Origin of the sequence: Streptomyces sp. NPDC090021, assembly GCF_044748225.1 — a bacterium.
Lineage (GTDB): Bacteria > Actinomycetota > Actinomycetes > Streptomycetales > Streptomycetaceae > Streptomyces.
Genome location: NZ_JBIVFO010000040.1, coordinates 17772 through 43794, shown reverse-complemented (window position 1 = coordinate 43794; position 26023 = coordinate 17772). Strand labels below are relative to the sequence as shown.

Below are 26023 nucleotides of genomic sequence, written 5' to 3'. Positions count from 1 at the left end.
GACGCTCCACGGTAGGAGGTGGGCCGGCCCGGCAGGGCCCCCGGGAGCGCCACTAGCCCTCTCGGCGACATCATGCGGCGAGGAGTCCCGCCGGTCGGGCCTGGCTCCGCTCAGTGCCGGCCCTTGCGGGGGGTGCCGAGGTGGTGGCGGAGCGCCTCGCCGACCTCGGCCAGGGCCTGGAGCTGCTGCGGGGTCAGGATGTCGATGAGGTGGCGGCGCACCGATGCCACGTGGAGCGGGGCGGCGTCGGTGATCGCGGCCACGCCGGCCGCGGTGAGGACCACCTCGGCGCCCCGGCCGTCGGTCGCGACGTCCTCGCGGCGGACGACGCCGCGCTGTTCCATGCGCGTGAGCTGATGGGACAGCCTGCTGCGCGACCACTGCATCAGTTCGGCCAGTGCGCTGATCCGCATGCGGTGCCCGTCCGTGGAGCCGAGCACGGACAGTACGTCGTAGTCGGCTTCGGAGAGCCCGCTGTCCTGTCCCAGGTCGCGGGCGATCTCCGCGTTGACCAGCGGGAACATTCGCCGCCACGCGTACCAGGCGTCCTGCTCGGCCTCGGTGAGCCAGCGGGGCTCGGATGCGGGGGTCATGTCTTCCACTGTAACCAGGTCGGTGACACATCATCTACCTGGTTGACACGTCACACACGTAACGCTTTTATTAGGTGACACATCAACAACCACTTCGATCGGGAGAGCCCACCCCATGACCCGCCTGCACGTCATCTCCGCCGCCACCCGCCCCACCTCCTCCGGCCGCCCGCTCGCCCGGTGGGTCACCGACCGGGCCCGCGACCACGGCGGCTTCGAGGTCACCCCCGTCGACCTCGCCGAGATCGCGCTGCCCTTCCTGGACGAGCCCGAATACGCCTCCACCGGGAACTACGCCCACCAGCACACCCGCGACTGGAGCGCCCTGGTCGACTCCGCCGACGCCTTCCTCTTCGTCCTGCCGATGTACAACGGCGGCTTCACGGCGCCCTTCAAGAACGCCATCGACTTCCTCTACAACGAGTGGAAGGGCAAGCCGGTCGGCATCGTCAGCTACAGCGCCGGCCCCACCGGCGGCGCCCCGGCCGCCGCGATGCTGCTGCCCGTCCTGACCCGCCTCGGCATGCTGCCCGCCGAGCACTCCGTCGCGATCCCGCGCATCCCCCAGCTGATCGGCGCCGAGGGCTTCGAGGCCCCCGAGACCCTCTCCGGCGAGCTGGCCGCCGTACTGGCCGACGTGGCCGAGCTGGCGGCGAAGCGCGAGGCGGGGCTCGCCGCCGAGGCGGTCACCGCCTGAGCGGCCTGCCGGCCGGGTGGTCGCACCCCGTGCGGGGCTGACAGCCGATCACCTGAGCGACTCCCCGGCCCCGGCTCCACCCCTCCCCCCGCGCGCCCCGTTCTCCGTACAGGCGTTCCCACCCGTCGGGGCGTGCCCTTGCGGGGCATTGGACAATGGACGGTGGCCCGGAAGGATTTCGCACGCGCACCAGGAGGACAGGGATGGCAGAGCCCGAGCGGACCGAGCGGCGGCTGCGGCCGGCGCCTCTGCTCTTCGAACCCTCGGAGGCCGTGGCGGATCCGGAGCACTTCTTCGACCTGGAATCGATCGAGGACCCGCGCGAGCTGCTGGCCCGCGCGACCGAGCTGACCCTCGCCTTCCGGGCGGCGCAGGAGCGGGCGGTGGAGTTCCAGGCCCTGGCGGCGGCCCAGCTGGCGGATCCGCGGCGCTTCGACCGGCTCACCGCCGCCGCCATCGCCGAACGGGCGGAGTGGACCGAGGACTACGCCCGCAAGATGATCGAATTCGGCGAGACCCTCCAGCACGGCCGCGCCGACCTGGCGTAGCGGCCGGGGCGGTCCGAGCCTGTCGGGCCGGGCGCGACGCCGCGGGGAGCAGCGGCCCGGCGCAGGCGGGGCAACATACTCCAGACCCACTCGCCCTGTCCCGGTTTTCGGTAACTCCCGGAGTTCGGATCGCTACGGCGGGTAGATCTTGGCATATGACGACGCTGACGACGGCCCACGGATGCACCGCCCTCCACGCGCGCGGCGAGCGCACGCGCACCGCGCCCGCCACGCACGTCACTCCGCAGGGAGCGGCCTGGCTGACCTCGGCCTCCGCGCGCCCCCGGCGCACGCTCGCGCTGTGGGAGGCCCGGCCCGGCCTGTCGGCGACACTGCCCTGCGGGGAGGTCTTCGACGTCGTCAACGTCCCGCTGGTCCTCGGACGGCGCGTCCTGGACCTGCTCTGGGCAGAAGGCCCCGGATCCGGCCCGGTGGCCGTGCACCGCGGCCGGATGCTGCTCTTCGCCGCTCCCGGCACCGCGCACCGGCTGCCCGCCCTGCTGGCATGGGAGGAGTGGGGGGCCTCCCGCACCGCCCCGGCACCCCTGTGCCACGGCCGGGGCGACGCCGTCACCGTGCCGCCGCTCGCCGCCGGCCCCGGCCCGTCGCGGTGGGTCGTGGCCCCCGACGCCCGGGAGCCCTGGCTCCCCGGGCCCGAGGCGCTGCTCTGGGCCTTCGTACGGGCGGCGCGCACCGCCACACCGACGGGACCTGGGGATATCGATTTTTCGTTCCGCCGGTCCTCCTGCTAATGTCTTCCTCGTCAGCAAGCGCCGCTAGCTCAGTTGGTTAGAGCAGCTGACTCTTAATCAGCGGGTCCGGGGTTCGAGTCCCTGGCGGCGCACAGACGGAGGAAGGCCCCCCACGCGAGTGGGGGGCCTTCTTCGTCATGTCGTGATCTTCACCGTGTACGCGCCGGACCGGGTGCGGTCGGCCACCTCGATGGTGATCCGCTCCCCCGGCACCGTGTACGTCTCGCCCACATCCAGCGGCGCGTCCGCCAGCGGCGGGTACACCGAGCGGTCCCAGCACGCCTCCGTCTGCGGGTGCGCGTCCAGTACCTCGATGGGGCCGCCGCCCGACGCCGCCTCGTTGCGCACCCGGTAGACGAGTACACCTTCGGTGCAGGTGTCGCCGTCGTTGCCGGACGAGCCCCGCGCCTCGACGGCGATCGCGCTGCCCGGCCCCGTACGGACGACCGCGAGCCGGGTGCCGCCCGTGCCGCCGCTCGGCGGGGCCTGCCCCAGTGGCTGCAGGGTGTGCAGCGACGAGCCCGACTGCACGCAGTCCACCTGGGAGGCGTCCAGCCAGCCCAGCTTCCACTTGTGCCAGGCGAAGAGGTCCGGGGACATTCCGAACTGGCTGCCCATGACGTCCCAGTCCCCGACGTAGGTGTCCCAGTCGCCCTTGCCGTCCGTGGGCCGGTGGTAGAGGTCCGGCAGGTCGAAGACGTGCCCGGTCTCGTGGGCCAGCACGTTGCGGTCCGGCGGGTGGCGCTCGAAGACGGTGACGATCCGCCGCAGCTCCGCGCCGTCGGCGACGATCGGGCGGTCGAAGTTCACGACCTTCGTGGCGTCGGAGTCGACCCCGGGCGCGTCCGGGTCGGCGACGAAGTAGACGACGTCGTACTTGCCGAAGTCCACCCGGGCGTCGGCCGCGGCGACCGCGTCCCGCAGATAGGCGGCCCGGTCACCGGGGGCCCAGTCGCGCCTTATCCCGTACGCGGTGGACGGCTTGGGCATCCGGATCCACTGCTTCTGCGGGTGCGGGACCAGGCGGAACCGACCGTACGAGGCCTGCTCGAAGAAGTCGCTGGTGGCGGGGAAGTAGTCACGGGCGAGTTCTTCGGGGGTCAGGGTTCCGGCGTGGTCGGGGAAGGAGAGGAAGACCATGACCGCGTCGAGCGTGCTTTCCGGCTTGGGGTAGGCACCGTTCCAGGTGTCCAGCCCGAGCGAGTGGTGCGCCGCCGTGCGGGTCAGCGCGCAGGGCCCGGCGCCGGAGTCGGCCACCGCGGGACCCGCGACGAGCGACATGGCGGCGAGCGCCGTGAGGGAAGTGAGTGCCGCGGCGGTACTTCGGACGCGAGAGCGGTCCACTCCCCCGGGTGTCTGCTGTCGCGTCACATCGACCTCCGGTGGTGGATTCGTACCTGTTTAGCCACCTTGAGGCGATTGTCTTACTAATGCCCTGTTCCGCTGCCCCACACGAGTGAGGGGTGCGGCAAGTCGGTGACCCCCGAGGTTCACGCGGTTGCCTACAGAACGTCACGACCGATCACCCGAGATCAGCGGGGGCCATGTCCCGCTCAGAGGCGCGCAGAAACGATCAACCGATCTTGGTCCGGGGATCCGTCATCACACCGAACCTTCGCGTCTCAACCGGTGACGCCGCTGGATAGGGCCTCCCGACAGCCTCTATGATCGGCACACTTTCCTGCACGGACACTCACGAACACTGCGGGGCCAACGGTGAGCGGAACCTCAGAAGGAACCGGTTCGGCGGCCGACAGCATCCGATCGGCCATTACGGAGCGTCACCCGGCAGTGCCATCAGTGCCGTCGGTGTCCCATCGCGCCGCGTCCGAGCTGCGCGACTACCGGGCCGCCTTCAACGCGGCCCACCTCGCCATGGCGGTCGTGGACCGCGAAGGCTACGTGGTCACGGCCAATCAGGCATTCGCGGGCCTGCTCGGCAGCGAACCCCACGCGCTCGTCCACCGCTGCGCCGCCGACCTGGTGGACCTGGCCGCGGAGGCCCGCACCTGGGCCGCGTACCAGGAGGTCCTGCGCGGACGGCAGGCCCGGCTGCGCTGCACCCGCCGTCTCAAGCACCCCGACGGGCACTCGCTGTGGACCGAGGTGACCCTGGGGCCGGTGCCGGGCACCGGGAACGTCCTGCTGTCCGTCTCCGACATCAGCGACCGGCGCGACCTCCAGGCCCGGCTGCGGCACCTCCAGATGCACGACCCGGTCACACGGCTGCCGAACCGGGCGCTGTTCTTCGAGCGGCTCTCCGCCGCCCTGGAGGCGTCCTCGTACGACCACGGCGGCGGCACCGGCCGGATCGGCCTGTGCTACCTGGACCTCGACGGGTTCAAGGCCGTCAACGACACCCTCGGGCACCGCGTCGGCGACCGGCTGCTGACGGCGGTCGCGTCCCGGCTGACCCAGTGCGCCGACCAGTCCGGCTACGGGCGCCGGGGCGGGCACCTGGTCGCACGGCTCGGCGGCGACGAGTTCGCCCTGCTCGTGGAGGACTCCACCGGTACCGAACAGCTCGCGGACCTGGCCCGCAACGTACTGGCCGCCGTGCAGGAGCCGTTCGACCTGGCCGGGCAGCGGCTGTCGGTCTCCGCCTCCATCGGCGTGGTGGAACGGGCCACGGACGGGACCTCCGCGACCGGGCTGATGCAGGCCGCCGACACCACCCTGTACTGGGCCAAGGCGGACGGCAAGGCCCGCTGGACCCTCTTCGACCCGGAACGCAACGCGCACCGCATGACCCGCCAGGCCCTGTCCTCCACGCTGCGGCCGGCCGTGGAGCGGGGCGAGTTCGCGCTGGAGTACCAGCCACTGGTGGACCTGGAGAGCGGTGCGCTGCGCGGGGTCGAGGCGCTGGTGCGCTGGAACCACCCGCAGTTCGGCACGCTCACGCCGAATCGGTTCATCGGTATCGCCGAGGAGGACGGCTCCATCGTCCAGCTGGGGCAGTGGGTGCTGCGCACCGCCTGCCGGCAGGCACGGCGCTGGCAGATCGAACAGCCCAGCGACGCGCCGGTCTTCGTGTCGGTGAACGTCGCCGTCCGGCAGGTGTGGGACTCGGACCTGGTGGGTGACGTCGCGGAGATCCTCGCCGAGACGGGCCTGGCGCCGCAGCTGCTCCAGCTGGAACTGACCGAGTCCGCCGTGATGGGCTCGGCCGGGCGCCCGCTGCAGGCCCTCCAGGCACTCAGCGACATGGGGGTGCGCATCGCGATCGACGACTTCGGCACGGGCTATTCGAACCTGGCGTACCTCAGCAGGCTCCCGGTGTCGGTCCTGAAGCTGGACGGCTCCTTCGTGAAGGGCTTCCGCTACGACGAGGGCGCGCATCCGAACCCGGCCGACGAGACCATCGTCGAAGCGCTGGTCCAGCTCGCCCACCGGCTGGGCCTGACGGTGACCGCGGAGTGCGTGGAGACGGCCGGGCAGGCGGCCAGGCTGCGGCGCGTGGGCTGCGACACGGGCCAGGGCTGGCTGTATTCGCGGGCGGTCCCCCCGGACGTGATCGCCGGCATGATCGGCCGCCGGGTCGGGGCGGGGCCGACGACTGCTTCCCTGCCCGATGAGCCGGCGTCGCACCCGCTGGTCTGACGGGGAGTGCGAGATTCGCCCGACCCGGCGAGCCCGGAGAGCGGCGCGCTGCACGGGATCGAGGCATCTTCAGGATCCTGGCCACCAACCCGCCCACCGGCAAGGCCGTCAAACGCAAGGCCAACAAGGCTCTGGGCGGCACCCCGGAGGAGCTGCGGCACTTCATCACGGTCGGCCAGTACCAGGCCTGACCCGCCGGTGCGGCAGCCCCGCCGGGGGCTGCCGCCCGGGCACGCGCTCAGAGGCTCCGCACGAACGCCGTGAACGCCTCCGGGGCGACGGTGAAGGCGGGCCCGTCGGGATTCTTGGAGTCCCGCACGGCGACCCGACAGGGCTGCGCGGCCACCTCGACGCACTCGCCGCCGTTGGTGCTGCTGTACGAAGCCTTGCGCCAGGCGGCACCGTCGAGGGGCGCGCACTCGACGCACTCGCCGCCGTTGGTGCTGCTGTAGGACGACTTACGCCACTGCACGCCCAGCAGGTTCACACTGGTCCCCATAGCGTTCCTCCATTACGCGTGCGATCAGAAGGGCCGACTCCTCAGGTGAGAGGGCTGCGGCCTGCAATCGAGCGTATCCGAAGGAACGTTCCCTGATCACTTGCGGATTGGCGGTCATCCGGCCCGAGTCGTAGCTCTCGGTGTAAAAGAGTTCAGGGTCGTGATCGAAGCGGAGCAGAGTGAATGAACCGGTCATGGCCGCGTGTTCACCGGCTGTGAAGGGCAGCACCTGGAGCTGGATCCAGGACCGGTTAGCGAACGTCAGCAGGTGCGCCAGTTGCTCCCGCATCACCTCGCGACCGCCGACGTTGCGATGCAGCAGCGCCTCGTCAAGCACCACCAGCAGAACCGGAGGCACCTCGCGCGCCAGGATGCGCTGACGGTCCATGCGCGCCGCCACGATTTCGTCGACCCGCTCCGCATACTCCACGCTCAGGAGAGCCTGGGCGTAGGCCTCTGTCTGGAGCAGTCCGTAGACCACTTGCGCCTGGAAGGTGGAGATGAACGTGGCCCGGGCCTCCATCTCCGCGTACGCCTGGAACCATGTCGGCAGCACACTCCGCAGGACCAGGCCCACCAGGCGGGAGAAGTGGCCGCCCGTGTTCAGGGCCGCATCGACCCGTTCCGAGAAGTCCCGCGTCGGGACGCGGCGGCCGTTCTCGATCATGCCGATCAGGGAGCCCGTGCAGAAGATGATCGCGCCGAGCTGCGACTGCTTCAGGCCCGCTTCCTCTCTCAGGCGGCGCAGTTCGTAGCTGTAGTAGTCCAGCGGCGAGGCGCTGGGATCGATATCGCGGGCCAGGACCATGGAACGGCACCCCCAAGCGGGAAACGGGCTTGTGGCCGAGCGTAGCGATCCCGCTACGGGCCGGTGTCCGAAATCCGGCAACCATGTGACACACCTCCGCCCCACCCCTGGGAGAGGGGGCGGGGCGGAGGCGTCGCTCGGCGCGGGGTGGGGGGAGATCAGCAGGCGCCGAGGTCCTTCCAGACACCCCATTCACCGGTGGTGCCCGGCGTCTCGTTCTGCGTCCACCACTGGGCCTTGTACTTGCGGCCGTTGTGGGAGACCTCGCTGCCGCCGGTGTAGATCGTGCCCGCGACGTAGGCCGGGGTCGAGCCGCAGCCGGTCGGAGGCTGCGTGGTCGGCGGGGTCGTGGTGGGCGGGGTGGTCGTCGGCGGGGTGGTGACCGGCGGCTGCGTGGTGCCGCCCAGGGCGTCGGAGATCTGGCCCAGCAGCGTGGCGTTGTTGTCCAGGCCGAGCAGGGAGTACATCATCGCGCCCGCCAGACCCCGCTGCTTGCCGTAGTCCACCCGGGCCTGGATGGACTTCTGGTTCAGGCCGGTGAAGAACTCGCCGTCCTTGTAGAAGTACGAGGACTTCGACTGGTCGTCCCAGAAGGTGGTCGCCGCGTTGTCGACGATGCCGCCGAGCTCCTTGTAGTGCGCGATGCCCGCCTGCTGGCTGAGCGGGCGCGCGGCGGAGCCGCCGGTCGCGGTCTGGGCGAGGCCGTTGGTGGTGCCGGCCGGGACGCCCTTCCAGCCGCGGTAGTAGAACTCGTAGCCCAGGGTCAGCTTGTCGGCGGGGAAGCCGCCGGTGATGCCGTAGGCCGGGTTGCCGTCGATCCAGGAGTCGATGGCGTTGTCGATGCTGTACTTCTCGGTGCCCGGCGCGATCGGGTCGGTCGGGTCGGCCGCGGACGGGTACAGCGGGGACTGGTGGTACGTCGGCCCGTCGCCGTCCCAGGCGCCGTGCATGTCGTACGTCATGATGTTGGCGTAGTCCAAGTACTGGCCGATCTTGTCGGTCTCGATGTACTTGATCTTGTCCTGGCCGGCCGGGAGGGCCGCGGTCAGCATGTACTTCTTGCCGCCGCCCGCCGCGCCCTCGGCGTCGAGCTGCTTGCGGAACTCCTGGAGCAGCAGGGTGAAGTTCTGCTTGTCCTCGGGGCCGTAGTGGTTGCCCAGGTGGCCGCCGGAGGAGCCGGGGTACTCCCAGTCGATGTCGATGCCGTCGAAGATGCCGGCCGCGGTGCCGGGGCCGCCGAAGCCGCCCTCCACCGGGAGGTCGCCCTTGATGTACTGCTTGATGCAGGAGGCGACGAACTTCTTGCGGGAGGCGTCGGTCTTGGCCGCGTCGTGGAAGTACTTGGAGTACGTCCAGCCGCCCAGCGAGATGTTGATCTTCAGGTGGGGGTACTTGGCCTTCAGTTCCTTGAACTGGTTGAAGACGCCCACGATCGGCTGGTCCCACTTGTCGGCGACGCCGTCCACGCTGTCGGCCGCACTGAAGGACTTCTGGTAGTCGGCGTAGCTGTCGCCCGCGCCGTCACCGGCGTTGGGGTTGTTGTCGTCGCCGGCGGCCTTGTTCGCCTCGAAGCAGGTGAGTTCGGTGGGGTGGATGTTGCCGAACGAGTAGTTGATGATGTCCAGCTTGCTCGCTATGCCCCGGGTGTCGAGGTGCTTGGGGTAGAAGGCGTTCCCGTACACGCTCCACTGGTCGTAGTAGGCGATACGGACGCCGCCCGCCGCCGCTCCGGCCGCGGCGTCGGCGGCCTGGGCGGTGCCGAGTCCCGCGAAGGAGGCGAGCGCTCCGGCTGCCAGCGCGGCCGTGGCGGCGGCCGCGACGAGGGGTTTACGGATGTGCATGAACTGCCTCCGGGGGGCTGGGAGGGGAGAGCGGGAGGTTCGGGTGAGAGAAGTGATAGCGATCACTCCAGCCCCGCGTCAATGGTTCGGACCAAAGAAGGACTAGACCACTCCTGCGCCATTTCCCCAAGTCAGAGACCTGAGCGCACATCAGAAACCGCTCGCCACCCCGGGTGACGAGCGGTTTAAGGTTCCCTTGAGACACGCCCTCGCAAGGTTTTGGCAATGAACCAGCCAAACCCCGTTATCGCGCGTTCAGTTGGCTGCGGGTGCCCGGTCGGGCATGCCGTACGCGTCTGCGACCAGTTCGTACGAACGCAGTCGGGCGGCACCGCTGTGGGCGTTGGCGGTCAGCATCAGCTCGTCCGCGCCGGTGCGCTCGGCGAGGGCGTCGAGCCCGTCGGCGACGGCGTCGGGGGTGCCGTGGACGATGTTGGCGAGCCAGCCGTCCACGAACTCCCGCTCCAGCGCGGTGTAGGGGTACGCCGCCGCCTCCTCGGGCGTGGGCACCAGCCCCGGGCGGCCGGTGCGCAGCCGCAGCATCGACAGCGCGCCCGTGGCCACCTGGGCGCGGGCCTCCGCGTCGGTGTCGGCGGCGAGCGCCGAGACCCCGATGACGGCGTAGGGGGCGTCCAGGACGGCCGAGGGCCGGAAGCTGCTGCGGTAGAGGTCGAGCGCGGGCAGGGTGCCGGCCGCGGAGAAGTGGTGGGCGTAGGCGAACGGCAGGCCGAGCTCGCCGGCGAGCCGCGCGCTGAAGCCGGAGGAGCCGAGCAGCCACAGCGGCGGCCGCCCGGCCGGGCCCTGCACCGGACCCGGTACGGCGTGGACGCGGGCGTAGGGGTGTCCGTCGGGGAAGTCGTCGTCGAGGAAGCGGGTGAGCTCCATGAGCTGCCGGGGGAAGTCGTCCGCGCCCTCTTCGAGGCGTCCGGGCCCGCGCAGGGCGGCGGCGGTGCGGCCGTCGGTGCCGGGCGCCCGGCCGAGACCGAGGTCGATCCGGCCCGGGGCGAGCGCCTCCAGGGTGCCGAACTGCTCGGCGACGGCGAGCGGGGCGTGGTTGGGCAGCATCACACCGCCGGATCCGAGCCGGATGCGGGAGGTGTGCGCGGCGAGGTGGGCCAGGATCACGGCCGGGGAGGAGCTGGCGACACCGGGCATGGAGTGGTGCTCGGCGACCCAGTGGCGGTGGTAGCCGCGGGATTCGGCCAGGCGGGCGATGGCCACACTGGTGCGCAGGGAGTCGTGCGCGGTGCTGCCGGCGCCGACGGTGACCAGGTCCAGGACGGAGAGCGGTACGGGCGCCCGGCCGTGGGCGGTACCCCGCATGCCGTCGCGGCTCCCCTGCGCGCCGTCCGCCCGGTCGCCGCCCCGGCCGTCCGCGCCGCCGCCGGGGAGTCCGTGCGCCGCGCCGTTCGCGTCCCCGGTGTCACTCATCGTCGCTCCCGTCCCGTTGTCCACGTCCGCACGACGCCCATGCGACACCGTACGAAGAACTCGAACCGTGGAGGGCCGCCGGGCATTCCCGCACGGCGCGACCACGCCCATGCCTGCGGCATATGCCAATGGCTTAGGTACAGGCAGACGGGTGTGATCGAGCCATCAATCTCCCCAACAGGCGCTCCACATGGGCCTCTTGATGGCTATCGTGGTAGGGCAAGCGGTAACAACCTGCTAGGGGGGAAACCGTGGCGCTGAAGCCCGAGCCGACCGCGCCGTTCCACTCGGTGCAGTACGCCCTGCGCGTACTCGAAACGATCGCACGGCACACCGGTGGTGTGACCGACGTGCAGATCGCGCGTGAGACCGGCCTGCCCGCAGTCCATCTCGCCCCGATGCTGCTCATGCTGCGCCGGGAGGGATACGTCCTGCAGGTGGCGGACGGCGCGTACGCCATAGGGGATTCCCTGGTGCTGCTCGGGTCCGGCACCGACCGCCAGCAGGCCCTGACCGACAAGCTCCAGGAGACCCTCGACCGGCTGCGCGACTCGGTCGGCGCGGCCGTCTACATCAGCCGGTATGTGGACGGCGAGGTCAGGATCACGCAGTTCGCGGACAGTCCCCGCACCCCGAAGGTCCACGAGTGGGTCGACTTCCGGTCCGCCGCACACGCCAGCGCGGTCGGCAAGTGCCTGCTGACGCAGCTCGACCTGAACGGGCGGCGCGACCATCTGTCCCGGCACAAGATCGCCCGGCTCACGTCCAAGACCATCGTGAACGAGCGGATCCTCTTCTCGAAGCTGGACGCGCAGCCGGCCACCGTCCCCATGCTGGACCTACAGGAGTACGCCGTGGGCACGGTCTGCGCGGCGGTTCCGATCACCGCGGGCGCCTCGGTCGGCTGCCTGGCGCTGTCGATGCCGGTCGAGCACGCGCACCGGCTGCGGGCCGCGGCCGACACCCTGAACCGGAAGGCCGCGCCACTGCTGCTGTCACTCACCCTCTAGCGGGGCCGCCCAGGTCCTGGCGGAGCGGTGGAGCCGACGGGCGCGACGGGCGTCACGGGCCGGAAAACACTTCGGGCGGTTCCCGGTGAACCGGAAACCGCCCGAAGGACAGGTGCGCCGCCAGGGACTCGAACCCCGGACCCGCTGATTAAGAGTCAGCTGCTCTAACCAACTGAGCTAGCGGCGCCTGCTGACAGAGAAAATACTACCTGGTCCTCAGGGGTGCTCCAAACCATTACCCGCGGAGGTACGCGAGGACCGCCGGCACCCGGCGGCGGCGCCCCGAACGGTGGCGGACCTAGGGCCTGTATTGAGTTGCCCCGCGGCGCAACTCAATACAGGCCCTAGCGCTCCAGGAGGTCGAGGCGGCCCTGCGCCTCGTAGGTGGCGAGGAGGGCGGACCGGGCCGACGGGGTCAGGACCGCGTAGCCCCCGGCGGGGGACCGGTGCCACACCGGGTCCTCGCAGCGGAAGCCGGCCCGGCGCAGCGCCACCCGGTGGACCTTGTTCGTCGCGGTGACCGGCATCCGCGGGACGATTCGGACGTAGCGCGGGGCCATCTTCGTGCCCAGGTCCGGCTGGCGGGAGAGGAAGTCCTCGAACGCCTGCGGGGAGAACACCGCGCCGTCCCGGAGGGAAAGGGCCGCCATCACCTGGTCGCCCGCCACCTCGTCCGGGACGCCGTAGACGGCGACCGCCGTCGCGTCCGTCCAGCGGGCCAGGATGTTCTCGATCACCGCCGCGGCGAGGTTCTCGCTGTCGACGCGGAGCCGGTCGTCGGTGCGGCCGGCGAAGTAGAGGAAGCCGGCCGCGTCCCGGAAGAAGAGGTCTCCGGTCCAGTACCAGCCGTGCCGGGTGCGTTCGGCCTCGGCGTCCGGATTGCGCCAGTAGCCCTCGAACAGGCTGCGACCCCGGTTGACGAGTTCGCCGATCGCCGCCGAGCCGTTGAGGAGGCGGCCGTCGGCGTCCAGGACGGCGGGCGGGCATTCCTCACCCGTCTGCGGGTGGATCACCGCCAGGTCGTCGCCCGCGCCCGCCCGGCCCAGGGCGCCCGGCGGGGTGTCCGGGGTGTGCTGGACGGAGGCGCCGCCCTCGGTGGCGCCGTAGCCCTCCACCAGGCGGACGCCGAACCGTGTCGCGAAACGTGCCGCGTCCACCGCCCCGGCCTCGGTGCCGAAGCCGAGCCGCAGGCGGTGGTCGCGGTCGTCGGGGCGGGGCTCGGTGGCCAGGAGGTACTGGACGGCCCGGCCGACGTAGGTGAAGTACGTGGCCCCGTAGGCCTGTACGTCGTCCAGGAACGCCGAGGCGGAGAAGCGGCGGCGCAGCGCCACCGCGGCTCCGCCGACGAGCGCCGGGAGCCAGTCGGCGATCACGGCGTTGCCGTGGAAGAGCGGCATGCAGACGTAGTGGACGTCGTCCGGGCCGACGGAGAACCGGCGGGCCAGTGCGGCTCCGGCGGCCGCGAGCCGGCCCTGACTACAGAGGGCGGCCTTGGGGGCGCCGGTGGAGCCGGAGGTGAAGTAGAGCAGGAGGCGGGAGTCACGGCCGGGGCCGGCGGCGCGCAGTGCGGCCTCGCCGGGCTTGGCGGCGGCGTAGGGCGCGAGGAGGGACTCGTACTGCTCTGTGCCGGTGACCAGGACGCGTACGCCGGGCAGGTCGAGGCCGCGCAGCAGCGGCAGGTGGGCGGGCTCGGTGATCAGGATCCGGCAGTCGGTGTGCAGGATGTCGCGGGCGAGTTCGGGGCCGCGCCGGGTGGGGTTGATCCCGGCGACGGCGGCCCCGGCCAGGGCCGCCGCGCCGAGCCAGAACAGGAACTCGGGGGTGTTGTCGAGCAGGACCCCGAGGTGGGGCTCGGCCTCCGCGGGCATGAGGTCGACGAGGAGTGCGGCGCGTGCGGCGGCCTCCTGGGCGGTCCGGTGGTGGGTGAGGACCTCTTCCTCGTGTTTCAGCCCGGGCCGGTGGTCGCCCCATTGGCGCGCTATGAGCTCCGCGACGGTTTCGGGTGCTGTCGTCGTCCGCATGCCGCCGGAGGGTAGCTGACGTATCGTCAGAATTGAACGTCCGAGCAGGCGTAGAAGGCCATCGGGGTGTCGTTGACGGTCCAGACCGCCAGGATCAGGTGCCGGCCGGTCTTGCCGCTGGGCATGGCGCCCTGGTGGACGGTGGTCATGGCGGGGCGGGCGCCGTTGTAGGCGACGGTGAGGAAGGGCTGGGGTTCGAGGTCGGCGCGGGTGAGGGCCTTGGTGCCGGTCCAGCCGTCCTTGGTGACGTAGTACTTGAAGTCGGTGGTGGAGTGGTTGGCGGTGAACTGCCACCGGAAGCCGTAGCTCTGGCCGCTGGTCACCTTGGTGGTGGGCCAGCCGCCGCCGCGCGGGTTGTCGAGTTCGGCGAACTGCGGGAGGCCGCCGGAACATATCCTGCCGTCGGCGGGGCCGGCGGCCGGGAAGCCCTTGAAGCCCTCGACGCTCTGCGGCTCCCACTGGATCGCGCCACAGTCGGACACGGTCCTGTTGGCGCAGAGCTTCTGGCGGCTGATGGGGGTGTCGGTGTAGCCGTGGCTGCTGGCGCTGGGGGCGCCGATGAGGGTGATTCCGGCGACGAGGCCGAGGCCGAGCGCGGCGACGCCGGCCCGTCCGGGCATGCGGACGTTACGCATGATGCTCCTTGAACGTGGGGGGGGTTCGGCGAGCGCGCGCGGGGGGATTCAGGTCTAGACCAAGTCCCAGATTATTGACGAGAGTTGGCCATGTCCATACCAATGGGAGAACGGGTGGTCCGGTCCCTTCCGGCCACCCGTCCCCTGTGGTGCTACGGGTCGCGCTACTCGGTGCGTCCCGTGTAGAAGGCGACCGTGAGGTCCTTCACCAGGGCCTTGCGCTCGTAGTCGTCGAGCTCGACGAGTCCGCGCGAGGTCAGCCGGTGGACGGTGTCGTCCACGGCGTCCACCACCGAGGTCAGCACGGCGTCCCGGTGCTTGGCGTCGATCGCCGCGACCCGGCGGCGGCGCATGGCCTCGGCGACCTCGGCCGCGTACTCGATCCGGGTCGGCTGGGCCGAGAACACCTCGATCCCGACCGCCTCCGTCTCGGCCGCCAGCATCCGGGTCAGCGCGTCACCGACGGCCTCGGCGTCGCGCAGGGTCGGGGCGTCCTCGTGGAAGGCGTCCGCCGGGAGCTGGGAGAGCACGCGGGCCATGGCCGACTCGACCTGTTCGGCGAGGTACTCGGTGTGGTCCGCGACGGCGAGCGTGGCCCGGGCGGTGTCCTTGACCTGCCAGACGACCTGGACGACGACCTGCAGGGCGAGGCCGCCGGAATCGACGGCGGGCATCGGGTCACTGCGCCAGTGGCGCAGCCGTACGTCGACCCGGCGGCGCAGCAGGAGGGGGCTGACCCAGGTCAGGCCGGTTCGACGGACCGTGCCGCGGTAGCGGCCGAAGAGGGTGAGCACCCAGGCGTGGCCGGTACGGGCCCGGCCGAGGCCGCCGAGCGCGACGAGGACGACGATGCCGAGGAAGGCGAGCGGCGGCCAGTGGGTGGCGTGCAGGCCCTGGTAGGCGCGGGGGGCCGCGCCGAAGGCGGCGACGAGGGGGGCCGGGAGGATCCCGGCCCGCCAGAGCACCGCCGCGCAGCCGGTCAGGGCGAGGCCGCCGACCGCCACGCCGACCCAGCCGGGCAGCACCGGGCCGCGGTGCTCCCGGAGCCGGTCGTCCCCGCGGGGGACCCGGCGGCCGGGGGCGGGGCGCGCGGGGCGGGGCGCGGCGGCGGGCGCGCGCTCCGGCAGGGGGATGGTCGAGGCGGCACGGAACGGGAGGTGCGGCGGAACCTCGGTGACGGCGGACCCGCGGCGGGGGGCGGCGACGTTCGGGAGGTCCTGCGTGTCGTCCTCGTCCATGGCGCGCGCCACCGCCCGGGCGACGATCTCGGCCACCCCGGGCCCGGGCCCGGGTACGCCGGAACGCGCCGCGCCGGGCTCGTCGCGCTGCGGGTCCGGGCCGCCCGGGCCGAGCCCGGGCTCGGCCTCGGCCGCCTCCCGCGCGGCGGGCACCACCGCCTCGGCCGATGCCGGCGGCGAACCGGCTCCGGCCACCCGCCCGGTGGGCACGGGCACGGCATCCGGTGCGGGCACCGCCACCCGCTCACCGGTCGCGGACTGCGGCACGGACCCGGCCTCGGGCCTCGAAACCGGCCCGGCCACTGGCAGAGGCACGGCCGCCGGACCGGCTCCGGCCACCCGCCCGGTGGGCACGGACACGGCATCCGGCGCGGGCACCGCCACCCCCTCACCCGTCGCGGACTGCAGCACGGACCCGGCCTCGGGACGCGAAACCGGCCCTGCGGGCACCTCCTGCGCCACCCCGGCCGCATGAAGCGAAACCTGCCCGGCCACCGGACCGGAGGCGGGAACACCCTCCTTGTCCGCCTCCCGGAGCGGAGCCTGACCGGCGGACACCGCCGGCCGGCCGGAGACGGGGACGACCCCGGCCCCGCGCCCCGCATGCGGTGCGGGTCCGGGTGCCACGGGCACGGACTGTGGTGCGGGCGCCGCCGCCGGGCCCGCCGCGGTCGCGCGGTGCGGTGCGGGACCGGCCGCCGGGCAGGCCGTCGTGTTCCGGCGGGTGGGCGGAGCCTCCGCCGCCGACGGTCGGGGGTACGTGCCCAGCGGGGCGGAGGGGGACGCGGTCCCGGGCTCGTCCCGCACGGGGTGCGGAGCGGGCACCGCCGCTGTCCGGCCGACGACCCCCGTCGACGCGGGCTCCCGTTCCCCATGAACGGTCGCCTGCTCCGGAGCCGACGCCCGGGCCACTGGGTGCGCTGCGGGCGCGGCCCCGTCGGCGGGTGCCGGGAAGGCGGAGGCGCGCGCCGCCGCCCCCGGAGCCGCCATGATCGGCTCCGCCAGGACGGCGGGCACGGCGGGCACGGCGGACGGGACTGGCGGGACGGCGGCGGCCGCCACCGGCGCGCCGTACCGGGGCGCACCCGCGTCGGCGGGCGTCGGCTCGTCGTGCGGCGCTGCCGCGGGCGCCGGGACGGTGGCGGGGGCGGGGGCGGGGGCGGGGGCGGCCTCCCGGGGCTCGGCGGCGGTCGACGGCTCCGGCCGCCGCCCGGCCTCGCCCGCGGGCTCCGGCGCGGCCACCCGCAGGGACAGGGTCGGGGTCGCGGCGGCCCAGCCGAAGGAGGTCGCGGCGGCAGCGGTGGCGGCCGGTACGCGGAGGGTGCCCGTCGTCGAGGTGGTGCGCGTGGGGAACATCGTTACCTCCGTCATGCGAACAGCCGGCGCCAGGTTTCCGGGCCCGGGTAGCCGTTGGCCGCGGCCCCGCGCCAGCCCTGCGCGCGCTGGAAGGCCTCGACGTTGCGGCGGTCGGCCTCGCCCCAGCGGGCGCCCGGACCGGACGTGTAGTACTTGCCGAAGCCCTTCTTCACCAGTTGCCGGCCGAGGGCCTCGACGGCCGGGTGGGACTGGCCGGGGCGGAACACCGCGGGCCCCGGGTAGGCCCGTACGCCGCCCGGGCCGGGCGCCGCGCCCACCGTCGGCGGGATGTTCCTGCCCTGCTTGTCGACGAGCAGGCGCCAGGTGTGCGCGCCGGGAACGCCGTCGGCGTCGGCGCCCGTCCAGCCCTGCGCGCGCTGGAAGGCCTGGGTGGCGAGCCTGTCGTGGTCGCTCCACGTCCGGTCGGCCACTCCCTTGGGGTAGAAGCGGTACGCGCCGCGCTCGATGAGCATCCGGCCCAGCTGGGCCACGTGGTCGTTGGCGGCACCCGGGGCGAACTTGTCCGCGCCGGGGAAGGTCCTGGCGGCAGCGCCCGGGTTCGGGCCCGCCGCCGGCGGCTCGGGGGCGGGGGCGGGGACGGCGCCCGGGGCCTCCGGGACGATGCCGCCCGTCACCCCGTTGAACCGGTACGGGACGTACTTCGCCGCGTTGGCCCAGTACCCGTAGGGCGTGGCCAGCTTCCGCGTCGTGGGGCGCGTCTGCTCGTAGGCCACGTAGTGCGTGCGGGTCTCGTCGACCCAGCCGCCGAAGAGGACCACGTGGGAGCCGTTGGTGGGGTCGGCCGGGTTGTGGAAGAGCAGCATGTCCCCGGGCAGCAGCTCCTCCTTCGTGATCTTGGTGGCGAACTTGTCGAGGCTTCCGGTCCACTCGTTCGAGCCGAGGTTCCAGGCCATGGAGACGTAGCCGGAGCAGTCCTGCCGGTAGCCGTCCGTCCAGTACGCCGACATGCTGTACGGGACCTGGGCGTCCAGCCACAGCTTCGCCCTGGTGATGATCGTCGTGCGGTCGATCCGCTTGACCGTGCCCGGCTTGCCCGGGGCTCCGGGGTTGCCGGGCTTGCCCTTCGGGCCGTGCAGGGGGGTGCGGCCGCCCTGGGGGCTGCCGGGGTCGTCGAGGGCCACCGGTCCGGTGGCCGGTGCGCTCAGGGCCACCGCGGTCCCGCCGCCACCGCCGAGGACCACCCCGGCGGCGGTGGCCAGGACCAGGGCCCGGCGCGCCCCGCGCGCGGCGGGGTGGCCGCCGTCCCGGAGCGGTATGGCCCTGGCCCGGGCGAGGGCGCGGCGGCGCTGGGCGCATCCCCGGCACACGCAGTCGCCCGCGGGCTCGTACTCCTCGAAGGCGGGCATCGGCATCTGCACGTGCGTCGGGGGCTGCATCGTCATGCGGTCCGTCCACTCCCCTGCTGTTCCGGTGGTCGACCGGGGCCACACCTGATAACGCATCAGATGCGGTCGGCGCAGACATATCGTGCACGATAAATCGCTCAAACATGGGTTAATCGGACAAGGCGGGCGTGGCTGGTCATGGGCACCTGCGGAGGTGGGGTAGAGTTTTCCCTGTCAGCAAGCGCCGCTAGCTCAGTTGGTTAGAGCAGCTGACTCTTAATCAGCGGGTCCGGGGTTCGAGTCCCTGGCGGCGCACAGACGGAGGAAGCCCCTCACAGCGAAAGCTGTGAGGGGCTTCTTCGTTCACCGGACCGGCGGACGGCCAGGCACTAGACCGACGTGCCCGCGCGGACGCCCACACCCGTCAGGTAGGCGGAGACCACCACGTTCGCCGTGTACTCCTTGGCCGCCTTGTCGTAGGTGCCCCCGCAGGTCACCAGCCGCAGCTCCGCCCGGCCCCGGACCCGCGGACCGTACGCCCTGTGCGCGTCGAAGGCCGCGCGCTCGTAGACCCGTACGTCCTCGATCGTGAACTCGGCCACGGAACCGTCCGCCCGCACCACGCGCACCTTGTCACCCGGCTGCACCGAACTCAGGCCGTAGAAGACCGCCGGCTTGGACCGCGTGTCCACGTGCCCCACCATCAGCGCCGTCCCCACCGCCCCCGGCTGGACGCCCTGCCCCCACCAGCCCACCGTGCCCGGGCTGTCGTACGGCGGCGGATCGATCGCACCGTCCTTGTCCAGGCCCCGGGACACCACCGGGGCCTGGATGCCCATGGACGGCACGTCGACGCGCTGCGGCAGGGAGCCGGCGACGGGGGCGTGCGCGGCCGGGAGCCCCGCGCTCAGCGCCCCGCCGGCCTGCCCGGAGGGCGTGGCCGGCGCCACGGTCAGCTCACGGCCCCACAGCCACAGCCCCAGCACCAGCACGGACCAGGCCGCGAAGGTCAGCATCCGGCCCCCGGCGGTGGCCCTCGCCTCGTCCGTCCGCCACTCGCTCACGCGGGGCCCGTCCCCTCACTCACCGCTGCGGCGGCGGCGCAGGGTCAGCGCCCGGCCCGCCACGGCCAGCGTGGCCGCCGCGGCGAGCACCGCGCCGATCACCGTGTGCGGCGTCCCCGGACCGTCCTGCCCGTGTTCCTTCTTCGCCGCGGTGACCAGGCCGGGAGCCTCCGCCGGGCGGTCCGCCATGCCGCCGCCGCCCGCGTGGACCGGCCAGACCGGCGAGGCGTGGTGCGACGGACGGCGGTACGCGGACACCTGGACGGAACCGGTGACCTTCTCGTCGCCGTCGCAGTACACCCGGACGGCGTGCCGGCCGGGTGAGGCGTGCGAGCTGATCATCGCGTCGCCGTAGAGCGGGCTGCGGCGACCGCCGTCGCGCCCGTAGAGGTCGGCGTCCGCCACGAAGACGGAGGACTTGGCCACTCCCCGGTTGCCGTCACACCCCTGGACGCGCAGCTTGACCTGCGCTCCGGGGTGGGCCGGGCTCGGGTCGACGGCGATGCTGCCGCGGCCGCGGTCCTCCTCGCCCGCGAGGGCGGTAGGCGCGGTCACCGCGGAGAAGGCCGCCAGGGCGGCGGCCACGGCGGCGGTGCGGACAGCGATCGGAACACTGCGCATGGTGAACCTCCTCGACAAGGAGATTCACGCGCGGCACGCCGCTCCGCATCCGGAGCGGCGCCGTACGTGTCAGCCGTACGCCCCAAACGCGGTACGCCCGCACGGCCGTACGCACCGCCCCCGTACGCACCGCGCCCGGACGACCGCCCGCACGGCCGCCCGCACGACCGTCAGACCAGGTCGACCAGGTCGGCGATCGAGGGGACCGTCCTGGTCGGGCGGTACGGGAACTTCTCGGTGTCCTGCTCGGTGGTCAGACCGGTCAGCACGAGGAAGGTCTGCATGCCCGCCTCCAGACCGGCCAGCACGTCGGTGTCCATCCGGTCGCCGATCATCGCGCTGGTCTCCGAGTGCGCGCCGATGGCGTTGAGGCCGGTGCGCATCATCAGCGGGTTCGGCTTGCCGGCGAAGTACGGCTGCTTGCCGGTCGCCTTGGTGATCAGCGCGGCCACCGCACCGGTGGCCGGCAGCGGGCCCTCGGTGGACGGGCCGGTCTCGTCGGGGTTGGTGCAGATGAAACGCGCCCCGGCGTTGATCAGGCGGACCGCCTTGGTCATGGCCTCGAAGCTGTACGTCCGGGTCTCGCCCAGCACCACGTAGTCGGGCTCGTGGTCGGTGAGGACGTAGCCGATGTCGTGCAGGGCGGTCGTCAGACCGGCCTCGCCGATGACGTAGGCCGTGCCGCCCGGGCGCTGGTCGTCGAGGAACTTCGCGGTGGCCAGGGCGGATGTCCAGATGTTCTCCACGGGGACGTCCAGACCCATGCGGGCCAGGCGGGCCTGGAGGTCGCGCGGGGTGTAGATGGAGTTGTTGGTCAGCACCAGGAAGGGCTTGCCGGACTCGCGCAGCCGCTTGATGAAGGCATCGGCGCCGGGGATCGGTGTGCCCTCGTGGATGAGGACCCCGTCCATGTCGGTGAGCCACGATTCGATCGGCTTGCGCTCTGCCACTGGACTGCTCTCCGCTCTCGCTGACCTGCGACCTCGACTTCTGGTCTGTACCACCTGCACCCCACCCTATCCGGGCCGGGCCGCGGACGTCCCTGCCGTCCACAGCCCGGACTCCGGGGCGGTCGGTCAGCCCAGGCGCACGTCGTCCACGGCCCAGAACCAGTTGTTGTCACCGCTGTAGCGGAAGCGGACCTGGACATCGGTGGCGCCGCCCGGGACCTGGAGGGCGACGGACTCGGCCTTGGCGACGGCGTCGGCGGTGTAGCTCTTCACCACCGTCGGGGTGCCGCCGTTGTAGGAGACCAGGACCTGGGCGGTCTGGCCGGCCTCGTGGCGGTAGTGCGACTGGAAGGCGAGGGTGCGCGTACTGCCGCCCACGACCGGCCACTTGGGGGTGACGAGGGTGGAGTCGAAGGTGCCGGTGTGGGTCTTGTCGTCCCACTCGTCGGAGTCGGCGACGGCGAAGACGTCACGGGAGCGGACGTTCAGCTCGCGCCACTGGTCGCGCTGCGACTGCGTCCAGAACTCGTCGGTCGCGAAGGACCAGCCGGCCCATTCGGTGACACCGCCCGTGCCCATCCTGGAGTTGTCCACGGACCAGCCGGCGGGCGGGGTGCGGGTGAAGCCCTTCACCCCGGCGGGGATGCCCGTCTCGTCCACCCGGGCCTGCAGGCTCGGGCGCACGGTGTCGAAGGGGTCCGCGTCCGGGGTGCCCAGCGCGACACCGTCGATGCCGGGCGCACTCACACCGACCTGGGCGAGGGCGGTCGCGGCGACGTCGGCGAGCCTGACGTCGTCGCGGACCGAACCGGCGGGGATCCCGGCGCCCTTGGCGATGACGAAGGTGCCGCGTTCGGCGATGCTGGAGCCGCCGTGGCCGCCGGCGGCGGTGTGCCCGTGGTCGGTGGTGACCAGGATCTTCCAGTTCTCCCGGCCGTACGTCGGGCGGTCCTGGACGGCCGTGAGGAGCCGGCCGACCAGGGCGTCCACGCGGGCGACGGCGTCGAGGTACTGCCGGCTCGCCGCGCCGTGGGAGTGGCCGGCGGCGTCGATCTCGCCGAGGTAGACGAAGGCGGCGTCCGGGTTCTGGGTGCGCAGTTCCGTGGCTGCCGCGGCGGCCACCTTCGGGTCCTCGTTGCGGTAGCCGTCGCGGTCGCCCTTGAGGGAGAGCCGCTTGTCGACCTTGGCGGAGAAGATCGGACCGTTCTGGTCCGTGGAGGTGATGGGCTCCCAGTCCGCAGCCGCGTAGGTGTTGAGCTCCGGCTTGGCGTTCTCGATCCGGGTGAGGAAGTCCGGGTACGCGGCGTAGTTCTTGCCGGTGAAGGAGTTGTCCTTCACGCCGTGCTTGTCGGGCCAGACCCCGGTGGCGACGGTGGACCAGCCGGGGCCCGAGGAGGTCGCGGCCATCGGGCCCGCGTAGAGGGTGCTGCGGGCGGTCAGCCCCTGGGCCATCAGGCCCTGCAGGTAAGGGGCGTTGGCGGCCTTGACGCGGTCGAGGACCGCGCCGTCGACACCGATGACGAGGACCTTGTCGGTGGTGGCGGCCGCCGTGGCGGGGTGGGTACCGAGGACGGTGGCGAGCAGGGCGGTGGCGGTGGCAGCCATGGCGAGGGTGCGTCCGGCGGGGACGGCAGGGGACACGAACTCCTCCGGGAGTGATCGTGGAAGGAAGGCGTTGGGGACATGCGCCGGGCCCGGACCGAAGGTGCGGTCCTCGGTCCGGACCCGTCCCCCGGACTTCGTCCGAGGGGCCCTCAGGCAGGGGACACTCTGTCGGTCGTGGGTGGCCGGGAGGGTGACCTGGAAGCGACCAGTCAGCTTCCGGTTGCCGACTTCCATGCGTCGACGTAGGCGGTGAGGTTCTTGTCGATGTCCGCCCAGTCCGGCTCGAACACCTCGACACCGGTCATGAGCCGGACGAGTTCGACGGCGTTGGCGTCGGTGGGCTTGACGTCGGTGCGGGCCGGGAAACCGCCGCCCACCTCGCTGACCAGCTTCTGCGCCTCCTCGCCGAGCAGGTGGTCGAGGAGCTTCCTGCCGTTCTCGGCGTGCGGGGCCTTGGCGACCAGGCCCGCCGCGTAGGGCAGGGCGAAGGTGGTGGGCCTGCCGCCCTCCTTCGCGGGGAACCAGATGCCCAGGTTCGGCATGGACCTGGACTGCGCGAAGTTCATCTGGACGTCGCCGTTGGCCACGAGCAGCTCGCCCTTGTCGGTCTTGGGCGCGAGCTTGCTGGTGGAGGAGGACGGGCCGACGTTGTTGGCCTGGAGCTCCTTCAGGTACTCCATCGCCGGCTCCTTGCCTCCGAAGTCGTGCATCGCCTTGATGAGGACGGCGGTGCCGTCGCCCGCGACGCCCGGGGTGGAGTACTGCAGCCTGCCCTTGTAGCGGGCGTCCAGCAGTTCCTCCCACGTCCTGGGCGCCTCGGCGAGCTCCTTCTTGTTGTAGACGAAGCCGAAGTAGTTGTTGACGACCGAGGTCCACTTGCCGTCGGCGGACTTGTCCGCGCCGTTGACCTTGTCGGCGCCCTGGGGGACGTAGGACTGCAGCAGGCCCTTGCCGTCGGCCTGCTGGATGAAGGGCGGCAGGGTGATCAGCACGTCGGCCTGGGTGTTGGTCTTCTCTCGGACGGCGCGCTGCACCATCTCGCCGGAGCCGCCCTCCACGTACTTGACCTCGATGCCGGTCTTCCTGGTGAAGTCGGCGAAGACCCGGTCGTACCAGCCGTCGCCCTTCTCGCCCTTGAGGCCGTCGGCGCTGTAGACGGTGACGACCTTCTCGGCGCCCTTGGAGCCGGCCGGGGAGGCGCCGCCGCAGGCGGTGAGGGAGGCGGTCAGGGCGAGGCCGCCGGTGACGGCGGCGGTACGGAGCACGAGCGTTGTGGGCATGGAACTTCCTCACGGAGAAAGGGAGTCGGTGGAGATCGGCGGGATCGGCAGGGGCGAGCGGGGATGAGCAGGGATCGGCGGGGATCGGCGGGGATCGGCGGGGATCAGCGGTACGAGGCCCTGGTGCGGATGCGGGAGACCGCCAGGAGGACCAGCAGGGTGGTGGTCATCAGGACCACCGCGACGGCGGAGCCGCTGAAGAGCGAACCGCGGTCGGTGGCGGTGAAGATGCGGACGGGGAGGGGCATCCAGTCCGGCGGGTAGAGCATCATCGTGGCGCTGAGCTCGCCCATGGACAGGGCGAAGCAGAGTCCGGCGGCGGCCGTGAGGGACGGCAGCAGCAGGGGGAGCCGGACCCGCCACAGCACGTAGGCGGGGCGGGCGCCCAGGGAGGCCGCCGCCTGCTCGTAGGCGGGGTCGAGCCGGACGATCGCGGCCGAGACGGACTGGTGGGCGAAGGCCGTGACGAGGACGGTGTGCGCCAGGACGACGATCGAGCCGGTGCCGTTGAGCAGGACGGGCGGGCGGCTGAAGGCGACGAGGACGGCGAGGCCGACGACCACGGACGGTACGGCGACGGGCAGCATGAACAGCGCGTCCAGGACACGCTTGCCCCGCTTCCTCAGCGCGGCCCCCGCCAGCGCGGCCCAGGTGCCGACGGTGAGCGCGAGGAGGCTCGCGGCGACGGCGGTGAGCAGGCTGGTGGTGAGGGCCTGGAGGGATTCGCCGCGGACGGCGGCGGTGTAGTTCGCGGTGGTCGGACCGGAGGGGAGGGCCCCGGACCAGTGGGTGGCGAAGGACGCCGCGACCACGACGAGCAGGGGCAGGGCGAAGAGGGGCAGGAAGAGCAGACCGAACAGGCCCCAGGCGGCCCAGCGGCCGGTCCTGCTATGCACCAGCACGCTTGCTCACCACCCGGTAGAGGCCGAACAGGCCGACGGAGATCGCGATGTTGACGACGGCGACCACGCAGGCGGCCGGGTAGTCGGATTCGAGGATGGCCTTGCCGTAGATGAGCATTGGCAGGGTCGTGACGTCCTTGGCCCCGGTGAACAGGACGATCCCGAACTCGTTGAGGCACATGACGAGGACGAGGCTGCCGCCGGCGCCGAGGGCCGGGAGCGCCTCGGGCAGGATCACCTGCCGGACGATGCGGGCGGGGCGGGCGCCGAGGCCCGCGGCGACCTCCAGCTGGGCGGTGTCCAGCTGGGAGAACGCGGCGAGGAGCGGGCGGATCACGAAGGGCGTGAAGTACGTGATCTCCGCGAGGAGTACGCCCCAGGGGGTGGTGAGGAAGCGGAAGGGGCCCTCGGCGGCTCCGGTGACCTCGGTGACGAGGCCGTTGGCCATGCCGACGGTGCCGTAGAGGAAGAGGAGGGCGAGGGTGATGAGGAAGGAGGGGAAGGAGAGGAAGACGTCGATGAACTTCGCGACGGCGCGGGCTCCGGGGAACGGCACGAAGGCGATGATCAGCGCGAGGGTGAACCCGAGCACCAGGCAGCCGAGGGTGGCTCCGACGGCCAGCCAGACGGTGGTGCCGAGGGCATCGACGAAGGCCCGTGACCCGAAGACGCGGGCGTAGGCGTCGAAGGCGCCGCCCCCGTCGTCGGGGCTGAGGGACTGCTGGACGACCAGGGCGAGGGGATAGAGGAACAGCACCGCCAGCACGGCGACGGGCGGCAGTGCCCACAGGCTGCGCGGGATCCCCCGCGGAATCCCCCGCGGGGTCGCCCGCGGGGTCGCCCGCGGGGTCGCCCCGGGGGACACGGCCGGGTTCTCGCCGTGCGCCGGGAGGACCGGCCCGCGGCCCGCTCCGGCAGTACCGGCGAGCGGGGACCGCACGGGAGCCGAGGGGCCCGCCCCGGGGCCGGGGACGCCCGGATCCGGATCCGCGGCAGGTCCGGGCGGGCCGGGGACCGCACCGCTCGGGCCGCGGGCCGCGACCACCGCGGCGAGCACGGTACGCAACGGATCCGCGGCCGGGCCGGTGCCGGGCCCGGGCGGGCCGGGCACACCGGAGACAGGCACCGGGCCGGGCACACCGGAGACGGGCACCGGGCCGGGCACATCCGGATCCGCGGCCGGGCCGGGCACCGGGCCGGGCAGACCGGAGACGGGACGGGCCGGG

22 protein-coding genes, 3 tRNA genes and 1 pseudogene are annotated in these 26023 nt (G+C 72.5%); 8 read left to right on the top strand and 18 right to left on the bottom strand.

Annotation, left to right across the window (positions count from 1 at the left end; genetic code table 11):
* Positions 1-110 precede the first annotated feature (110 nt).
* Positions 111-593: a MarR family winged helix-turn-helix transcriptional regulator gene (locus ACIPXC_RS27575; protein ID WP_401623543.1), complete on the bottom strand. Its 483-nt coding sequence runs from the start codon at positions 591-593 to the stop codon at positions 111-113.
* A 115-nt stretch (positions 594-708) separates the two neighbouring features.
* On the opposite strand from ACIPXC_RS27575, the gene ACIPXC_RS27570 reads away from it, so the two are divergent.
* From ACIPXC_RS27570 to ACIPXC_RS27555, 4 genes and pseudogenes are all read left to right on the top strand, one after another.
* The gene (locus ACIPXC_RS27570) at positions 709-1290 is read left to right on the top strand and encodes an NADPH-dependent FMN reductase (RefSeq protein ID WP_401623541.1); all 582 of its coding nucleotides are present in this window, start codon (positions 709-711) and stop codon (positions 1288-1290) included.
* 203 nt (positions 1291-1493) lie between these two features.
* Positions 1494-1838, top strand: coding sequence for a hypothetical protein (locus ACIPXC_RS27565; RefSeq protein WP_030964132.1), 345 nt, complete (start codon positions 1494-1496; stop codon positions 1836-1838).
* Between the two features lie 155 nt (positions 1839-1993).
* Positions 1994-2618: pseudogene (locus ACIPXC_RS27560) on the top strand (bifunctional DNA primase/polymerase).
* Positions 2609-2682, top strand: a tRNA-Lys gene (locus tag ACIPXC_RS27555). The pseudogene ACIPXC_RS27560 and the gene ACIPXC_RS27555 overlap by 10 nt, the downstream one beginning before the upstream one ends.
* 43 nt (positions 2683-2725) lie before the next feature.
* Here the strand turns inward: ACIPXC_RS27555 and ACIPXC_RS27550 are convergent.
* Entirely contained in the window at positions 2726-3961 is a 1236-nt protein-coding gene (locus ACIPXC_RS27550; RefSeq protein ID WP_401623539.1) for a M6 family metalloprotease domain-containing protein, read from the bottom strand.
* A gap of 345 nt (positions 3962-4306) precedes the next feature.
* On the opposite strand from ACIPXC_RS27550, the gene ACIPXC_RS27545 reads away from it, so the two are divergent.
* Complete coding sequence (locus ACIPXC_RS27545) at positions 4307-6190, top strand: putative bifunctional diguanylate cyclase/phosphodiesterase (RefSeq protein WP_401623537.1); 1884 nt, start codon at positions 4307-4309, stop codon at positions 6188-6190.
* Positions 6187-6381, top strand: coding sequence for an ALF repeat-containing protein (locus ACIPXC_RS27540; RefSeq protein ID WP_401623606.1), 195 nt, complete (start codon positions 6187-6189; stop codon positions 6379-6381). The genes ACIPXC_RS27545 and ACIPXC_RS27540 overlap by 4 nt, the downstream gene beginning before the upstream one ends.
* A gap of 47 nt (positions 6382-6428) precedes the next feature.
* Here ACIPXC_RS27540 and ACIPXC_RS27535 read toward each other — a convergent pair whose 3' ends face one another.
* From ACIPXC_RS27535 to ACIPXC_RS27520, 4 genes are all read right to left on the bottom strand, one after another.
* Positions 6429-6689 (bottom strand): DUF397 domain-containing protein, encoded by a 261-nt coding sequence (locus ACIPXC_RS27535; protein ID WP_401623535.1) that lies wholly within the window; start codon positions 6687-6689, stop codon positions 6429-6431.
* Positions 6649-7497, bottom strand: a complete 849-nt coding sequence (locus ACIPXC_RS27530) for a helix-turn-helix transcriptional regulator (RefSeq protein WP_401623533.1) — start codon at positions 7495-7497, stop codon at positions 6649-6651. The genes ACIPXC_RS27535 and ACIPXC_RS27530 overlap by 41 nt, the downstream gene beginning before the upstream one ends.
* A 158-nt stretch (positions 7498-7655) precedes the next feature.
* Positions 7656-9338, bottom strand: coding sequence for a glycosyl hydrolase family 18 protein (locus ACIPXC_RS27525; RefSeq protein WP_401623531.1), 1683 nt, complete (start codon positions 9336-9338; stop codon positions 7656-7658).
* A 255-nt stretch (positions 9339-9593) separates the two neighbouring features.
* Positions 9594-10661 (bottom strand): LLM class flavin-dependent oxidoreductase, encoded by a 1068-nt coding sequence (locus ACIPXC_RS27520; protein WP_401623605.1) that lies wholly within the window; start codon positions 10659-10661, stop codon positions 9594-9596.
* A 359-nt stretch (positions 10662-11020) separates the two neighbouring features.
* Here ACIPXC_RS27520 and ACIPXC_RS27515 point away from each other — a divergent pair, with 359 nt between their 5' ends.
* Entirely contained in the window at positions 11021-11779 is a 759-nt protein-coding gene (locus ACIPXC_RS27515) for an IclR family transcriptional regulator (RefSeq protein ID WP_030964149.1), read from the top strand.
* A 113-nt stretch (positions 11780-11892) separates the two neighbouring features.
* On the opposite strand, the gene ACIPXC_RS27510 is transcribed toward ACIPXC_RS27515, so the two are convergent.
* From ACIPXC_RS27510 to ACIPXC_RS27490, 5 genes are all read right to left on the bottom strand, one after another.
* Positions 11893-11966 (bottom strand) — tRNA-Lys (locus ACIPXC_RS27510).
* A 157-nt stretch (positions 11967-12123) separates the two neighbouring features.
* Positions 12124-13800: an AMP-binding protein gene (locus ACIPXC_RS27505; RefSeq protein WP_401623529.1), complete on the bottom strand. Its 1677-nt coding sequence runs from the start codon at positions 13798-13800 to the stop codon at positions 12124-12126.
* A 26-nt stretch (positions 13801-13826) separates the two neighbouring features.
* Complete coding sequence (locus ACIPXC_RS27500) at positions 13827-14420, bottom strand: lytic polysaccharide monooxygenase (RefSeq protein ID WP_401623603.1); 594 nt, start codon at positions 14418-14420, stop codon at positions 13827-13829.
* A gap of 179 nt (positions 14421-14599) precedes the next feature.
* Positions 14600-17029 (bottom strand): SPFH domain-containing protein, encoded by a 2430-nt coding sequence (locus tag ACIPXC_RS27495; RefSeq protein ID WP_401623527.1) that lies wholly within the window; start codon positions 17027-17029, stop codon positions 14600-14602.
* 11 nt (positions 17030-17040) lie between these two features.
* Positions 17041-18402, bottom strand: a complete 1362-nt coding sequence (locus ACIPXC_RS27490) for a peptidoglycan-binding protein (RefSeq protein WP_401623601.1) — start codon at positions 18400-18402, stop codon at positions 17041-17043.
* 214 nt (positions 18403-18616) lie between these two features.
* Here ACIPXC_RS27490 and ACIPXC_RS27485 point away from each other — a divergent pair.
* A tRNA-Lys gene (locus ACIPXC_RS27485) sits at positions 18617-18690 on the top strand.
* A gap of 74 nt (positions 18691-18764) precedes the next feature.
* Here the strand turns inward: ACIPXC_RS27485 and ACIPXC_RS27480 are convergent.
* From ACIPXC_RS27480 to ACIPXC_RS27450, 7 genes are all read right to left on the bottom strand, one after another.
* Positions 18765-19391: a class F sortase gene (locus ACIPXC_RS27480; RefSeq protein ID WP_401623599.1), complete on the bottom strand. Its 627-nt coding sequence runs from the start codon at positions 19389-19391 to the stop codon at positions 18765-18767.
* 63 nt (positions 19392-19454) lie between these two features.
* Positions 19455-20060, bottom strand: a complete 606-nt coding sequence (locus ACIPXC_RS27475; RefSeq protein WP_401623525.1) for a hypothetical protein — start codon at positions 20058-20060, stop codon at positions 19455-19457.
* A gap of 170 nt (positions 20061-20230) precedes the next feature.
* Complete coding sequence (locus ACIPXC_RS27470) at positions 20231-21010, bottom strand: HAD-IIA family hydrolase (protein ID WP_401623523.1); 780 nt, start codon at positions 21008-21010, stop codon at positions 20231-20233.
* A 126-nt stretch (positions 21011-21136) separates the two neighbouring features.
* Entirely contained in the window at positions 21137-22615 is a 1479-nt protein-coding gene (locus ACIPXC_RS27465; RefSeq protein WP_401623597.1) for an alkaline phosphatase family protein, read from the bottom strand.
* A gap of 209 nt (positions 22616-22824) precedes the next feature.
* Positions 22825-23895 (bottom strand): 2-aminoethylphosphonate ABC transporter substrate-binding protein, encoded by a 1071-nt coding sequence (locus tag ACIPXC_RS27460; RefSeq protein ID WP_401623521.1) that lies wholly within the window; start codon positions 23893-23895, stop codon positions 22825-22827.
* A 104-nt stretch (positions 23896-23999) separates the two neighbouring features.
* Positions 24000-24797 carry an ABC transporter permease gene (locus ACIPXC_RS27455; RefSeq protein WP_401623519.1) on the bottom strand — a complete coding sequence of 266 codons (798 nt, stop codon included), beginning with the start codon at positions 24795-24797 and terminating at the stop codon, positions 24000-24002.
* Complete coding sequence (locus ACIPXC_RS27450) at positions 24784-25611, bottom strand: 2-aminoethylphosphonate ABC transporter permease subunit (RefSeq protein ID WP_401623595.1); 828 nt, start codon at positions 25609-25611, stop codon at positions 24784-24786. The genes ACIPXC_RS27455 and ACIPXC_RS27450 overlap by 14 nt, the downstream gene beginning before the upstream one ends.
* Between the last annotated feature and the right edge of the window lie 412 nt (positions 25612-26023).